General features: G+C 69.2%; 11 protein-coding genes. 1 reads left to right on the forward strand and 10 read right to left on the reverse strand.

Annotation, left to right across the window (positions count from 1 at the left end; translation table 11 throughout):
• Positions 1-16: 16 nt before the first annotated feature.
• Positions 17-1,399 carry a M23 family metallopeptidase gene (locus DFR39_RS12520; protein ID WP_246030815.1) on the reverse strand — a complete coding sequence of 461 codons (1,383 nt, stop codon included), beginning with the start codon at positions 1,397-1,399 and terminating at the stop codon, positions 17-19.
• Positions 1,400-1,624: 225 nt separating this feature from the next.
• Between DFR39_RS12520 and tyrS the strand changes: the two genes are divergently transcribed.
• Positions 1,625-2,893, forward strand: coding sequence for a tyrosine--tRNA ligase (gene tyrS, locus DFR39_RS12525; protein ID WP_133603911.1), 1,269 nt, complete (start codon positions 1,625-1,627; stop codon positions 2,891-2,893).
• An 80-nt stretch (positions 2,894-2,973) separates the two neighbouring features.
• On the opposite strand, the gene gnd is transcribed toward tyrS, so the two are convergent.
• From gnd to gspL, 9 genes are all read right to left on the reverse strand, one after another.
• Entirely contained in the window at positions 2,974-4,437 is a 1,464-nt protein-coding gene (gnd, locus tag DFR39_RS12530) for a decarboxylating NADP(+)-dependent phosphogluconate dehydrogenase (RefSeq protein ID WP_133603912.1), read from the reverse strand.
• Between the two features lie 95 nt (positions 4,438-4,532).
• Positions 4,533-5,432: a 5'-nucleotidase gene (locus DFR39_RS12535; RefSeq protein ID WP_133603913.1), complete on the reverse strand. Its 900-nt coding sequence runs from the start codon at positions 5,430-5,432 to the stop codon at positions 4,533-4,535.
• A 25-nt stretch (positions 5,433-5,457) separates the two neighbouring features.
• A complete protein-coding gene (locus DFR39_RS12540; protein ID WP_133603914.1) occupies positions 5,458-6,453 on the reverse strand; it encodes an AAA family ATPase in 996 nt (331 codons plus the stop codon).
• 126 nt (positions 6,454-6,579) lie between these two features.
• Entirely contained in the window at positions 6,580-7,803 is a 1,224-nt protein-coding gene (gene gspF / locus DFR39_RS12545; protein ID WP_133603915.1) for a type II secretion system inner membrane protein GspF, read from the reverse strand.
• 57 nt (positions 7,804-7,860) lie between these two features.
• Complete coding sequence (gspE, locus tag DFR39_RS12550) at positions 7,861-9,282, reverse strand: type II secretion system ATPase GspE (RefSeq protein WP_133603916.1); 1,422 nt, start codon at positions 9,280-9,282, stop codon at positions 7,861-7,863.
• 11 nt (positions 9,283-9,293) lie between these two features.
• Positions 9,294-11,495, reverse strand: coding sequence for a type II secretion system secretin GspD (gene gspD, locus DFR39_RS12555; protein WP_133603917.1), 2,202 nt, complete (start codon positions 11,493-11,495; stop codon positions 9,294-9,296).
• A gap of 4 nt (positions 11,496-11,499) precedes the next feature.
• Positions 11,500-12,291: a type II secretion system protein N gene (gene gspN / locus DFR39_RS12560; protein ID WP_133603918.1), complete on the reverse strand. Its 792-nt coding sequence runs from the start codon at positions 12,289-12,291 to the stop codon at positions 11,500-11,502.
• Complete coding sequence (gene gspM, locus DFR39_RS12565) at positions 12,288-12,806, reverse strand: type II secretion system protein GspM (protein WP_133603919.1); 519 nt, start codon at positions 12,804-12,806, stop codon at positions 12,288-12,290. The genes gspN and gspM overlap by 4 nt, the downstream gene beginning before the upstream one ends.
• A complete protein-coding gene (gene gspL / locus DFR39_RS12570) occupies positions 12,803-14,026 on the reverse strand; it encodes a type II secretion system protein GspL (protein ID WP_133603920.1) in 1,224 nt (407 codons plus the stop codon). The genes gspM and gspL overlap by 4 nt, the downstream gene beginning before the upstream one ends.
• Between the last annotated feature and the right edge of the window lie 8 nt (positions 14,027-14,034).

The following is a 14,034-nucleotide window of genomic DNA, read 5'->3' on the forward strand; positions in this document are numbered from 1 at the left end:
ATGCCGGGGGGGGGGCTCAGTCGGCGCCGCTGACGCCCACGCCCATGGACTCGGCGGCCGAGAGCTGGTTCTTGACGCTGGCCACGGTGGCCTGGAACTGCGTCTTGGCGCTGGCGGGCAGGGTGATGGCCTCGGAGGCGCGGGCTATCACGCGCGGATCCTGGTGCTGGCCTTTGACGCGGAATTCGAAGTGCAGATGCGGGCCGGTCGCCCAGCCGGTGGCGCCCACGGCGCCGATGCGCTGACCTTGTTCGATCCGCTGCCCCTTCTTCACATCCATGCGGCTCAGGTGGGCGTAGACCGTCTGGCGGTCGCCGCTGTGACGCACGAAGATGACATTGCCAAAACCGTTCTGCCAGCCGGCGAATTCCACCACGCCGTCGCCCACGGAGCGAACCGGGGTGCCTGTGGGGGCGCCGTAGTCTATGCCCAGATGGGCGCGCCACTTCTGCAGCACGGGGTGGAAGCGCATGGCAAAGCCCGAGGTCACCCGCGAGAACTCCATGGGGCTGGCCAGGAAAGCGCGGCGCTTGCTTTGGCCGTCGAAGCCGTAGAAATTGCCCTTGCCGCTGCTGGGATCCTTGAACCAGACCGCCGAATGGCTCTTGCCGTTGTTCACGAACTCGGCGGCGATCACGCGGCCGCTGGCCTGGCCCCAGTTGATGGGCTCGCCATCGGCGGTCAGGCTTTCGAACACCACCGAGAAGCGGTCGCCCTTGCGCAGCTCGCGGTGGAAGTCGATATCGCCCGAGAACATATCGGCCATCTGCGAGGCCACGGCGTCGGGGATGCCGGCCTCATCAGTCGCGACGAAGAGCGAGCTGCGCACCGTGCCGCTGCCCAGGCGCACCTGCGGCTGCAGCGGGGCGGTTTCCAGCTTGGCGCTGAAGCCCTGGCCCTTGCGTTCGATGCTCAGGCGGCTGAAATGCGTGGCCTGCTGCTCGGCCAGCTCGGCCGGGAAGCGCACCACCATGCTGTGCACCGTGCCATCGGGCTCGGCGCTGAGCTGCACCATCTTGCCCACGCGGCCCTTGAGCACGCGCTGGCCCAGCGGGTCATTGCGCAGAAAGGCGGCGGCGGCCGGGTCGAAGGCGCCCATGCGGCGCAGCAGGGAGTCGGCGGTATCGCTGGCGCGCGTCACGTCGTTGCGCACCAGGGTCAGGTCGTGGGCGGCCAGGGCGCTGAGCTGGTCTTCCAGATCCAGAACCTGGACCTGTTCCGTGATCACACGCTGCGGCAGATCTTCGGCATTGGGGGCCAGCGGCGCAATACCGAAGGCGGTGACGGCAAAGCCGCCCAACAGGCTCACCACCGAGGCGGTGAGGGCGCGCGGATGGCGAGCCGCGAAGGCTTCGGACCGCGCCAGGGCCTGCTTGAGTTCGTTTTTCCAGTCAATCACGCTCAAAAACCTGGGATCTTGTTGTTTTGGCGTTCTGCCAGTCACCGCTTACGGCCAGAGAGGGCCGGGGCCCTCCACTAGAATTCAGCATTGCGGCCAAGACCCGGTTCGGGTGCGAGCGCGCAAAAACAGCGGCGAGTATACCGAGGCCATCCTCGCGTCAACGCCAAGAAAACCCGATAAATCAAGGCTTTAGATCCAGCCTGCGCCCAAGTTTCAGCCATCATGTCCGAATCGCGAACCTTCACAGCCGTACCGTCTCCCGCACCGGCCGAGGCGCCGCGATATCCGGTCACCGACAAGGTGCGCGAGGCCCTGGCCATCACCCAGCGCGGCGTGGATGAGCTGCTGCCCGAGGCCGAATGGCTGAACAAGCTGGCCCGCGCCGAAGCCACCGGCCAGCCCCTGCGCATCAAGTTGGGCCTGGACCCCACGGCCCCCGACCTGCACCTGGGCCACACCGTGGTGCTCAACAAGATGCGCCAGCTCCAGGAGCTGGGCCACCAGGTCATCTTCCTGGTGGGCGACTTCACCTCCATGATCGGCGACCCCTCGGGCCGCAATGCCACCCGCCCGCCGCTGACGGCCGAGCAGATCAAGGTGAACGCCGAGACCTACTACCAGCAGGCCAGCCTGGTGCTGGACCCGGCGCGCACCGAGATCCGCTACAACAGCGAGTGGAGCGACCCCCTGGGCGCGCGCGGCATGATCCAGCTGGCCGCCAAGTACACCGTGGCCCGCATGATGGAGCGCGACGACTTCACCAAGCGCTATGCCGCCGGCACGCCCATCTCGGTGCACGAGTTCCTCTACCCCCTGATGCAGGGCTATGACTCGGTGGCGCTGAAGAGCGATCTGGAGCTGGGCGGCACCGACCAGAAGTTCAATCTGCTGATGGGCCGCCATCTGCAGGCCGAGTACGGCCAGGAGCCCCAGTGCATCCTGACCATGCCCCTGCTGGAGGGTCTGGACGGCGTCGAGAAGATGTCCAAGTCCAAGAACAACTATGTGGGCATCACCGAGCCGGCCAACACCATGTTCGCCAAGATCCTCTCGATCAGCGATGTGCAGATGTGGAAGTGGTACGAGCTGCTGAGCTTCCGCTCCAGCACCGAGATCGCCCAGCTCAAGGCCGAGGTGGATGGTGGCCGTAACCCCAAGGACGCCAAGGTGCTGCTGGCCAAGGAGATCACCGCCCGCTTCCACTCGGTCGCCGCGGCCGAGGCTGCCGAGGCCGACTTCAACAAGCGTGCCGCGGGCGGCATCCCGGATGACATTCCCGAGCTCAGCCTGGGCGGTGGCGAGATGGGCATCGGCGCTCTGCTCAAGGCTGCGGGCCTGGTGGCCTCCAACAGCGAGGGCCTGCGCATGGTGGAGCAGGGCGGCGTGAAGATCGACGGTGGCGTGGTCAGCGACAAGGGCCTCAAGGTCCAGCCCGGCCAGTTCGTGCTGCAGGTGGGCAAGCGCAAGTTTGCCCGCGTCACGCTGAGTTGACCGAGCGGGCTCCGCCGATCCGGCTGTGCCGCGCGGTCGGAGCAGCCCCCTTGAGGGGGCGCGCGTAGCGCGTAGGGGGGTTACACCGAATACGTGCTCGAGGCCGTGCGGCCGCCGCTGCCGGTCCAGTTGGTGTGGAAGAACTCGCCGCGCGGGCGGTCCACGCGCTCATAGGTGTGGGCGCCGAAGTAGTCGCGCTGGGCCTGCAGCAGATTGGCCGGCAGGCGGGCGCTGCGGAAGCCGTCGAAGAAGGCCAGGGCGCTGCTGAAGGCCGGCACCGGGATGCCCTGCTGCACGGCGGTGGCCACCACGCGGCGCCAGCTGGCCTCGCTCTGCTTGATGGCCCGCTCGAAGAAAGGTGCCAGCAGTAGGTTCTGCAGCTGCGGGTTCTGGTCGAAGGCGTCCTTGATATTGCCCAGGAAGGCGCTGCGGATGATGCAGCCACCGCGCCACATCAGGGCGATGCCGCCGTAGTTCAGCTTCCAGCCGTTCTGCTCGGCGGCCGCGGCCATCAGCATATAGCCCTGGGCATAGCTGATGATCTTGGAGGCGTAGAGGGCGCGGCGGATATCGGCCACGAAGGCGGCGCGCTCGGCGTTCTCGATGCGGCGCGAGGCGCCGCCAAAGACCTTGGCCGCCTCCACGCGCAGGCTCTTCATGGCCGAGACACAGCGGCTGTACACGGCCTCGGCCATCAGGGTGATGGGAATGCCCAGATCTGCCGAGGAGATCACGGTCCACTTGCCCGTGCCCTTCTGGCCGGCCGTGTCCAGGATCTTGTCCACCAGGGGCGCGCCGTCCTGCTCGTCCTTCTTGGCCAGGATGTCGCGGGTGATTTCCACCAGATAGGAGTCCAGCTCGTCCTGGTTCCACTCGGCGAAGACGGCGCTCATCTCGTCGGGCGTCATACCCAGCCCCTCGCTCATCAGCTGGTAGGCCTCGCAGATCAGCTGCATATCGCCGTACTCGATGCCGTTGTGCACCATCTTCACGTAGTGGCCGGCACCGCCTTCGCCCACCCAGTCGCAGCAGGGCGAGCCATCGTCCACCTTGGCCGCGATGGCCTGGAAGATGGGCTTCACATGCGGCCAGGCCGCGGCCGAGCCGCCGGGCATGATGCTGGGGCCGAAGCGCGCGCCTTCCTCGCCACCGGAAACGCCGGTGCCGATGTAGTGCAGGCCCTTGGACTCCAGGTATTTCACGCGGCGCGCGGTGTCGTCAAACAGCGAGTTGCCGCCGTCGATCACGATATCGCCCGGCTCCAGATGCGGCAGCAGCTGCTCGATGAACTCGTCCACCGCGGCGCCAGCCTTGACCATCAGCATCACGCGGCGCGGCCGCTTGAGCAGGCTCACCATCTCTTGCACGGACCGGGCGCCGATGATCTTCGTGCCCTTGGCCTCGTGGGCCAGGAACTCGTCCACCTTGGCGGTGGTGCGGTTGTAGGCCACCACGGTGAAGCCGTGGTCGTTCATGTTCAGGATCAGGTTCTGGCCCATCACGGCCAGCCCGATCACGGCGATATCGCCTTGCGCGGTTTGCATGTTTTGTTTTTCAGCTCGATGGCAAAACCCGAATCCTAGGGGAAACCCGGTCTGATTGCCGGAGCCGCGGCGCGCGAAGCGTGGTTTTTTCCGGCTCAGTGGTTCTTCACACCGGCCGCCACATGGCCGGCGGGCACATGGGCCAGGGCGCTTTCCACATGGCCGATCTGGTCGTCGAAGAAGAAGTCGGGCTCGAACTCGCGCAGGAATTCGCCCTTGGGCAGGCCGCCCAGGAACATGGCCTCGTCCACCTCGATCTGCCAGTCCATCAGGGTGCGCAGGGCGCGCTCGTGAGCCGGGGCGCTGCGCGCCGTGACCAGGGCGGTGCGTATGCTCATCGCGTCCTCGCGGTCCTGCTGCAGGGCGTGCAGGGCGGCCAGCACCGGCTTGAAGGGCCCGGCCGGCAGGGGCGTGAGCACGCGCTCGCGCTCATGGGCCTGGAAGGCGTCCAGCCCGGCGCTCTGGAAGACCTGTTCGGCCTCGTCCGAGAACAGCACGGCGTCGCCGTCGAAGGCGATGCGCAGCTCGCGCGGATGCGCCTCCGAGGCCCGGGCCGACTGCGGATGCACCCGCGCCGCCGCCACGCCGGCCGCCAGGGCCGAGCGCACATCCGCCTCATTGGTCGAGAGAAAGAGCTGGGCATTGAGCGGCCGCAGATAGCGCCAGGGGCTCTGGCCCCGGGTGAACACGCCGCGCTCGATGCCCAGGCCGTAGTGCTGGGCCGATTTGAAGACCCGCATGCCCGAGATCGGGTCATTGCGCGAGAGCACCACCACCTCCACCCGCGGCGGTCGCCCGGCCTCGTTGAAGCCCAGCAGCTTGCGCACCAGGGAGAAGGCCACGCCGGGCGTGGCGGGTGTGTCCAGGCGCTGCTGCTGCAGGGCCATATAGGCCCGGTCGTCGCCGGCCTCGAAGAGCTCGTTCTCGGCCTCGAAATCAAAGAGGGCGCGCGAGGAAATTGCCACCACCAGGCGGCCGTCCAGGGAGATGGGCATAGGCGCCCATCATAGAGACAAGCGCCTACTGGATGAAACCCATGGGGCCGCGCTTGCCGCCGGCCTCGGGCAGGTCCTCGCACAGCACCGTGCCGCGCTGCGCCAGCTTGGCATTGCCGAAGGCCGTCATCCAGGCGCGGCGCATCTCGCGCGGAGCCAGCTCGGCCATGCGTTCCAGCACCGCGTCCGAGGGCTCCTCGTCGAAGCGACGGCCCCAATCGTGCTGGGCGCGCAGGCCCTGGTACAGGCGCAGGGCGATGCGGCGGGCGGCCTCGAAGTCGGGGGCCTCGATCTCGTACACATTCACCCGGTTCAGGATGGGATCGGGAATGCCTCGCGCATCATTGGCCGTGGCCACCCAGATCACCTGGCTGGCATCCACCGCCACCTCGGCAAACTCGTCGGTGAAGCTACCCGCGGTGTCGTGCTCCAGCAGGCTGTAGAGCGAACCCAGCGGGTCGTAGGCGGCCTCGGCACCGGCCTTGTCGATCTCGTCCACCACCATCACGGGGTTGGCATAGTCGCCGTCCACCAGGGCCTCGAAGACCTTGCCGGGGCGCGCGCCCTTCCACTGGCTGGAGGCGCCGGAGAGTATCCAGCCCGCGGTCATGGAGCTCATGGACACAAAGCCCATGCCCGTGCCCAGCAGCTGGGCCAGCTGGCGGGCGAAATGGGTCTTGCCCACGCCGGGCGGTCCCAGCAGCAGCAGGGGCGTGATCTCCAGCGCGTCCCCGCTGTCCTCGCACAGGGCGATCTGGCGCCGCACATCGTCCAGCACCGGGTGGAAGTTGGGCAGATCCTCGTAGAGCTCGTTCATAGCCGGCAGGCCCGAGGGCTTGACCTGGAAGCGCTGCGGCCCTTTCTCCAGCATGCGCTGGTAGGTGCCGCGCAGGGACTCGTGCTCACGCTCCGGCAGCTTGGCGAGCTTGCGCTCGACCTCGGCAACGCTGAACACGCTGCGCATCTGCGCAATCGGGATGCGCGGGGCGATGCAGGCAATGGCATGACGGGGGCTGCTCATGGCGACTCTCCTGACCCCGTGCGGCCTCGGGGCCTGGCTCCATTCAAGCAAAAGCCGCCCGCGCGCGGTGTAGGAAAAAGCCCTGAACTGCTGAGGATTACCGGCTTTGAGGACTTGGTGTAGTCCCTACTTCACCCAGGTATTGAGCTGGATGATGGGCAGCAGCACGGCCAGCACGATCATCATCACCAGGCCGCCCATGGCCACGATGAGCAGGGGTTCCAGCAGGGTGGCGGCGGCCATGGCGCGGCGCTGCACCTCGGCGCCCAGCTGGCGCGCGGCACGCTCCAGCATCTGGGGCAGCTGACCGGTCTGCTCGCCCAGGCGGGCGAACATGGCCAGGATGCCGGGAAAGCGCTTCTTGCCCGCCAGGGCCGCGCCCAGCGGCGCGCCCTCGCGCACCTGCACCAGGGCGTCCAGTGCGTCGGCACGCATGGCGCGGTTTGACAGGGTCTCGGCCGCGGCCTGCAGGGCCTTAAGGATGGGCACGCCGGCGCCGGCCAGCATGGCCAGGGTGGCGGCAAAGCGAGCGCCGTTGTAGCCGCGGGCCAGGCGGCCCAGCAGGGGCAGGCGCAGCAGGCCGGCGTCGAAGCGTTCGCGGAAAGCCGGGCTGCGGCGCAGGGCCCAGCTCAGGCCGCTCAGGCCGGCCACCAGGGCCGCCAGCAGGGCCCAGCCCCAGTGGCGCACGAAATCGCTGAAGCCCAGCATCACCACGGTCAGCAGAGGCAGGGCGCGCTTGCTGCTGGTAAAGACGCTGGCGATCTGCGGCACCACATAGCTGACCAGAAAGATCACGATCAGCACCGCGATCAGGGAGACGATGGCCGGGTAGGCCATGGCGCCGATTAGCTTGGCGCGCAGCTCCTGGCGCTGTTCCAGATCGTCGGCCAGGCGCTCCAGCACCGCGCCCAGGGCGCCGCTCTGCTCGCCGGCGGCGACCACGGCGCGGTAGACCTCGTCGAACTCGCGCGGCGCGCTGGCCAGGGCACGCGCGAAGGGCGAGCCGGCATTGACCTCGGCCCGGAGCTGGGCCAGCAGCTCGGCCTGGCGCGGGTCCTCGGCCTCGTCGGCCAGGGCGGTGAGTGCGCGCTCGATGGGCAGGCCCGAGCCCACCAGGCCCGCGAGTTGGCGGGTCCATACGGCCAGGCCGGTGGCGCCGAAGACGCGCCGGCGCATGAAGCTCATGCCCGGCCCGGTCTCGGCCCCTTGTTGCTCCACGGCCTCCACCGCCAGTGGCACCAGGCCCTTGCTGCGCAGCTGGGCACGCGCGGCGCGGGCGTTGTCGGCTTCCAGCAGGCCGCTGCTGCTGCGGCCTTCGGGGCTCAGGGCTTCGTACTTGAAGGCGGGCATATCAATGCCCCCTCGTGGGGCCGCGTCGGCAGTGAGCGTGGGGGCGTGTACTCATGCTCAGTCCCGCGTGACGCGCAGCACCTCTTCGGCCGAGGTGATGCCGGCCTCGATCAGGCGCTCGCCGTCCTCGCGCATGGAGCGCAGGCCCTTGCCGCGGGCGGCGGCGGCCAGCGCGCCCTCGGCGGCGCGTTCGTGGATCAGGGCGCGCAGCTCCTCGTCCACCGTCATCAGCTCGTAGACGCCGGTGCGGCCGCGGTAGCCGGTGTGGCCGCAGCTGGGGCAGCCCACGGGGTGCCAGTGGCCGTCGGGGCCCTGGCGCTTGCAGTCGGGGCAGAGCTTGCGCACCAGGCGCTGGGCCAGCACGCCCAGCAGGCTGGAGCTGAGCAAGAAAGGCTCCACACCCATGTCCATCAGGCGGGTGACGGCGCTGGGCGCATCATTGGTGTGCAGGGTGGCCAGCACCAGGTGGCCGGTGAGCGAGGCCTGGATGGCGATCTGCGCCGTCTCGTAGTCGCGGATCTCACCGATCATGATCACGTCCGGGTCCTGGCGCAGGATGGCGCGCAGGGCCTTGGCGAAGCTGAGATCGATCTTGGCATTGACCTGGGTCTGGCCGATGCCGGGCAGCTCGTACTCGATGGGGTCTTCCACCGTCAGCACATTGGTGGTGCTGGTGTCCACGGTCTGCAACGAGGCGTAGAGGCTGGTAGTCTTGCCCGAGCCGGTGGGGCCGGTGACCAGCACGATGCCGTGCGGTTGCTGCACCAGCTGCTTAAAGGCGGCCAGCACATCGCCGCTCATGCCCAGGCCTTCCAGCGTGAACTTGGATTCGGTCTTGTCCAAGAGGCGCAGCACCGCGCGCTCGCCATGGGCCGAGGGCAGGGTGGAGACGCGCACATCGATGGCGCGGCCGCCGATGCGCAGCGAGATGCGGCCGTCCTGCGGCAGGCGCTTTTCGGCGATGTCCAGCTCGGCCATGATCTTCAGGCGCGAGATCAGGGCGGCATGCAGGCCGCGCTTGGGCTGCACCACCTCGCGCAGGGTGCCGTCCACGCGAAAGCGCACCGAGCTGGCGCGCTCGTAGGGCTCGATATGGATGTCGCTGGCCCCATCCTTGGCGGCCTGGGTCAGCAGGGCGTTGAGCATGCGGATGATGGGGGCGTCGTTGGCCGCCTCCAGCAGGTCTTCCACCGCGGGCAGGTCCTGCATCATGCGCGAGAGGTCCACCGCGCTCTCCACCTCGCCCACCACCAGGGCGGCGCTGGACTCGCCGCCGGCATAGGCGGCGTTGATGCGATCGACCAGGGTGGCCGGGGCTTCATGCTCCATGCGGTCCAGGGCGTACAGGCGCTGGATTTCGCCCAGGGTGGACAGGGCCACCTCGGGCGAGGCCCAGAGGGTGAGCTGGCTGCCATCGTCCTCCAGCAGTACTGCATGGGCCTTGGCGTAGGCGTAGGGCAGGGGGTGACGCATGGCCATGGCGTGCGTCCTCAGTTGCCCACCGGAGCACGCCCCGGCACCGTGGCGGGCACGGTGCCCGGCAGGGCCGGCAGCACCGGCGCGCCGGTGTCCGGCAGCACGGCATTGGCGCGCGGCTGGGCGGACTGCTGGTTGGCGCGGATGCTCTCGTAGCGGTCCAGGGTCAGCTGGTCCAGGCTCTTCTGGTCGCGCATCACCACGGGGCGCAGAAAGACCATCAGATTGGACTTCACGCGCTTGCGGTTCTGGCTCTTGAAGAGATTACCCACCAGGGGGATGTTGGAGAGGCCGGGCACCCGGTCGTCGCCGTCCTGGTACTCATCCTTGAGCAGGCCGCCCAGCACCATGATCTGGCCGTCATCCACCACCACCGTGGTCTCGATGGCGCTCTTGTCCGTGGTCGGCCCCGAGCCCGAGCTGCTGGTGCTGGCAATCACGGCGGAGTTTTCCTGGTAGATCGTCATGCGTACCGTGCCGCCTTCGCCGATCTGGCTGCGGATGCGCAGGGTCAGGCCCACGTCCTTGCGCTCAATGGTCTGGAAGGGATTGACCGCGCCGGTGCCGGTGCCGGTGTTGGTGAAGCTGCCGGTGACGAAGGGCACGTTCTGGCCGATCACGATCTTGGCCTCTTCGTTGTCCAGCGCCACCAGATTGGGTGTGGAGAGGATGTTGGCCCCGGTATTGGCCTCCAGGAAGTTGGCAATGGCACCCAGGGTGTAGAAGTCGCCGATCTTCTGCAGCACGCCGAAGTTCATGCCCTGGGGGAAACCGCCGGCACCGAGGGCGGTGCCTATGCCCGTGCGCCCCTGGGCCACGGCCGCCGAGAGATTGATGATGTTCTGGTTGCCGCTGCCGAAGTTGGTGCCGATGCCGCCAATGGTGGAGTCACCCTTGTTGCCGCTGATGCCCTGCCACTGCACGCCGAACTGGCCCATCTTGCTGGCGTCCACCTTGACGATCATGGACTCCACATAGATCTGGGCGCGGCGGCCATCGAGCTGGTCGATGGCGGCGCGGATCTGACGGTACAGCGGTTCCGGGGCGGTGATGATCAGGGAGTTGGTGGCCGGGTCGGCCTGGATGAAGCCGCCGGTGGAGGGGCTGGCCGATGCCGCCACGGGGGTGGTGGCCGCCGCCGAGCCCTGGTTGCCGCTGCTGTTGGCGCTGCTCATGCCGGTGGCCCCGCCCAGGCCCGTGCTGCCGGCATTGCCGGCCATGCCGCTCAGGCCACTCCCGCCCAGGCTGGAGCCACCAAGGCCGCCCGAACTGCTGCCGGCGCCCGCGCCACCGCCCGCGCTGCCAAAGGCGGCGCGCAGCACAGTGGCCAGCTTCACCGCGTCCGCGTTCTTGAGATAGACCACGCGGATATTGCCGGCGGCGTTGTTGTCCATGCCGGGCTGGTCCAGCTTGGCAATCATGGCGCGCAGTGCGGCCAGACGTGCTGGGTTGGGCGCGCGCAGGATCAGGGCATTGCTGCGCGGATCGGCCAGCACGCTGACGCCACCGCCGGCCGCAACGCCCGGCGCGGCCGTGCCGCCGCCGCCCTCTGCCAGCTTCTGCACCAGGGCCGCCAGGTCCGAGGCCACCGCATGCTTGAGCGGCACCACCTCCAGGTCGGTGCTGGCCGGCGTGTCCATGGCGGCGATGATGCGCGAGATCCGCTGCAGGTTCTCGGCGTAGTCGGTGATCACCAGGCTGTTGTTGCCCGGGTTGGCATTGATGGTGTTGTTGGGGCTGATCAGGGGCCGCAGCACCGCCACCAGATTGTTGGCGTTCTCGTGGTTGAGCTTGTAGACCTGGGTGAGGATCTGGTCGCCCCGCTGCTTGCTGCCCTCGTTGCCCACGACCACGCCGCCGGTCTGCAGCTTGGCATCGGCCTCGGGCACCACCTTGTAGAGGCCACCGGCCTCCACCACCGTGAAGCCCAGGCCGCGCAGGCCGGCCAGATAGCTCAGATAGGCCTCGCGCACGCTCATGGGCTGCTCGCTGTAGAGCGTGATCTGGCCCTTGACCCGCGGGTCCACCAGGAACTGGCGGTCCATCATGGCGCCCATGGCACGGGTGACGGCCTCGATGTCGGCATTCACGAAGTTCAGGGTCACCGGGGTCTGGGCCTTGAGGGCCGGGCCGCGGCTGGCCTGGGCCTGGACGGCCTGCGGCAGCGGCGCCAGGGCCGAGAGGGAAACCAGCAGGGGCAGGAGCTTGGCGTTCATGCTCTTATCCGATCGATATAAGGGAGCGCGCACCCTCGCGGCGTCCGATGATGTTCAGGAGATTGTTCAAGGCGATCTCGCGCTCGGGCGCCGCACGCGCCTCGCCCTGGAAGCGCAGTCGTGTGGGGCCCAGGCTGCCCTGGCCGCTGAGCAGCAGGGCGCCCTCCAGCGTGCTGAGTTGCAGCGAAGCCGGGCCGGCTTGGCCCAGGGGTGCGATGAGGCTGAAACGGTAGCTGCCCAGCGGCGCGAGGGTGGCCACGCGAGAGCTGAGGTTGATGAAGTCCAGATCCAGCTGGCCGCGGGGCTGCCAGCGGCCCTGGGTCCAGTCCAGGCTGAAGTCGCGGGCCGACAGGCGCAGGCCGCCGCCCAGCTGCAAGGTGTTCCAGGGCGTGCCCAGTCCGCCCAGCCAGGCGGCCGGGAAACGGGCCAGCCAGTCCCCCGCGGCGGCTTGATGGGGCAGGCTCAGGCTCAGGCGCCCGGACTCGGGCTTGAGCAGCAGCCCGAGTTCGCCCTTGATGCAGCAGGCCTGGCGCAGCTTCAGCACCACGCCCAGGCCTTGCAGGCCCAGACGCCACTCCAGCCGATCCGGCAGCACGCTGGCATCGCGGCTGCCGGCACCGCCGCCAAGCACCAGCAGGCCGGAGCCGTCCCAGACGGTGCCACGGGTCTCGGCCAGCTGCAGATGCCCCTGGCTGGCGCGGTGCAGGCCCTGGGCCAGCCAATGGGCGGGGGCCTGGGTCAGCAGGGCCAGCAGGGCGCCCACGGTGCTTCCGGCGATCACCCAGCGGCGGATCATGGCGCCCCCGTTCCCAGGGCCAGCACGATGGTGCCGCTATAGCCCTTGGGGCCGCGCTGAAGGCTGGCCTCCACCGGTCGGGCGCGCGCCGCGCTGCGCACCTCACCCAGCCAGGTCTGCAGCGACGTGGCATCGAGCCCGTTGAGTGTGAGCACCGCACGGTCGCCGGTGATGCTCAGCCGCGCGGCTTCGCCCAGATGGGCGCTGGCGGACTCCAGGGCCTGGCGCGCCTGAGCGGGCGCGACCGGGGCTTGCTGCCGCAGCTCCTGGGCTTCCAGCGCCTGAGCCTGCATCTGCTGCAGCTGGGCGTCGAGCTGGGCCAGTTGCTGGGGGGCGTCGCGCAGCACGCGCAGGGCGGGCGCCAGCAGCGCGGTCCACAGCAGCAGCAGGCCCAGGGCCAGTGCGGCCAGTTGCAGGGCCTGACGCTCTCGCGCCCCCAGGCTCTGCCAGTGGGCGCGCAGCGGCGCGAGCGCCTGTGCCAATGAGCTTTGTGCGGCGTTTCGGGGCTTGTTCATAGGGTGCGGGCCCGGCTCAGGCTCAGGCGGCCTTCGCTGACGGTGAGTTGCCAGCCCTCGCTCTCCAGCTGACGGCGGAATTGCTCGATCTGGGCCTCGGACCAGCCCTGCGCCGAGAGCTGCAGCCGGCCGGTCTCGAAGCTCAGGGCCTCCACCGGGCCACGCTCGGGCGGCCAGGCGGTGGCGGCCGCAGCCAGCAGGGTTTCCAGATCCTGTTCGCCGGGCCGGCCGGCGCTGGCGCGCAGCAGCTCGGTTTCGCGCCTCATCTGGACCGGCGCGTCGAGTATGGCGCGGACCTGCGGGTGCGCGCTGCGCAGCGTTTGTTCCAGGGCGGCGCGGCGCTCGTCGATCTGTCGGTTCTGCTGCCAGGCCCAGAGATTCAGGCCCAGCAGCTGCACGGCAGCCAGGCCGGCCAGCCCCCAGCGCACCGGGCGCCAGCGCGGTGTCATGAACTCGCGCCAGAGCTCGCGCAGGGCGCGGGTGCCGCGGGTGCGCGGGCTGAGCTCGAACTGGCGCAGATCCCAGGGGCTTTGCAGCACGCGCAGGGCGCGCTCGGCATCGGTTTGTGCCGCCACCGCGCTGCCCAGCCAGCGCTCGGCGGCCGCCACGCAGCCCGGGGCCGCCGTCCAGCGCGTGGCCTGCGTGGTTTCGGGGGTGAAGAGGTCGCGGGCCAGGCTGCCACTCAGGCTCAGGGTGCTGGCGCCCTGGGCATGGCTCCAGCGCAGCAGCAGGCCTTGGGGGCTGTCCACGAAATGGGCCTGCGCCGGCTCGCCCGGCCAGGACAGCGGCACGAGTCGGTCCACGAAGACCTGGGCTTGTTCCAGCTCGGTCAGCAGCTCCTTGAGCCAGGCGCCATGGCAGACCGCCACCCAGCAGGCTTGCTGAGGCTGGGCCTCGGCGGGCAGGGCGAAGTGCAGCTGCTCGGTATCTTCGAGCACCTGTTCCTCAAGCAGACCGCACAGCGCGGCCCGCAGCTTGCCGCGCGGCACGCGCGGCAGGGTCAGGGCTTGCCAGGAGATATCGGCCTCGGCCGGTACCGCCAGCACCATGTCGGCACGCGGCAGCTGGGCCGCTGGCGCACGGCCCTGGGCCTGCACATGGCGGCCGTCGGCGCTGAGCACAAAGCTGAATTCCCGGCCCGTGTCGGCGCGCGGCTCGCCGCTGTGACCCTGGGCTCGCAGGCGGCTGCGCTGAGGCAGGAGGAGGATGAGGGTGCTCATGATGGGTG

It is taken from the genome of Roseateles asaccharophilus, from assembly GCF_004362405.1.
GTDB lineage: Bacteria > Pseudomonadota > Gammaproteobacteria > Burkholderiales > Burkholderiaceae_C > Kinneretia > Kinneretia asaccharophila.

Excerpts from the sequence above, each read along its gene's own strand:
- tyrS (WP_133603911.1), top strand. The coding sequence starts at position 1,625 with ATGTCCGAATCGCGAACCTTCACAGCCGTACCGTCTCCCGCACCGGCC.
- gnd (WP_133603912.1), bottom strand. The coding sequence starts at position 4,437 with ATGCAAACCGCGCAAGGCGATATCGCCGTGATCGGGCTGGCCGTGATG.
- DFR39_RS12535 (WP_133603913.1), bottom strand. The coding sequence starts at position 5,432 with ATGCCCATCTCCCTGGACGGCCGCCTGGTGGTGGCAATTTCCTCGCGC.
- DFR39_RS12540 (WP_133603914.1), bottom strand. The coding sequence starts at position 6,453 with ATGAGCAGCCCCCGTCATGCCATTGCCTGCATCGCCCCGCGCATCCCG.
- gspF (WP_133603915.1), bottom strand. The coding sequence starts at position 7,803 with ATGCCCGCCTTCAAGTACGAAGCCCTGAGCCCCGAAGGCCGCAGCAGC.
- gspE (WP_133603916.1), bottom strand. The coding sequence starts at position 9,282 with ATGGCCATGCGTCACCCCCTGCCCTACGCCTACGCCAAGGCCCATGCA.
- gspD (WP_133603917.1), bottom strand. The coding sequence starts at position 11,495 with ATGAACGCCAAGCTCCTGCCCCTGCTGGTTTCCCTCTCGGCCCTGGCG.
- gspN (WP_133603918.1), bottom strand. The coding sequence starts at position 12,291 with ATGATCCGCCGCTGGGTGATCGCCGGAAGCACCGTGGGCGCCCTGCTG.
- gspM (WP_133603919.1), bottom strand. The coding sequence starts at position 12,806 with ATGAACAAGCCCCGAAACGCCGCACAAAGCTCATTGGCACAGGCGCTC.
- gspL (WP_133603920.1), bottom strand. The coding sequence starts at position 14,026 with ATGAGCACCCTCATCCTCCTCCTGCCTCAGCGCAGCCGCCTGCGAGCC.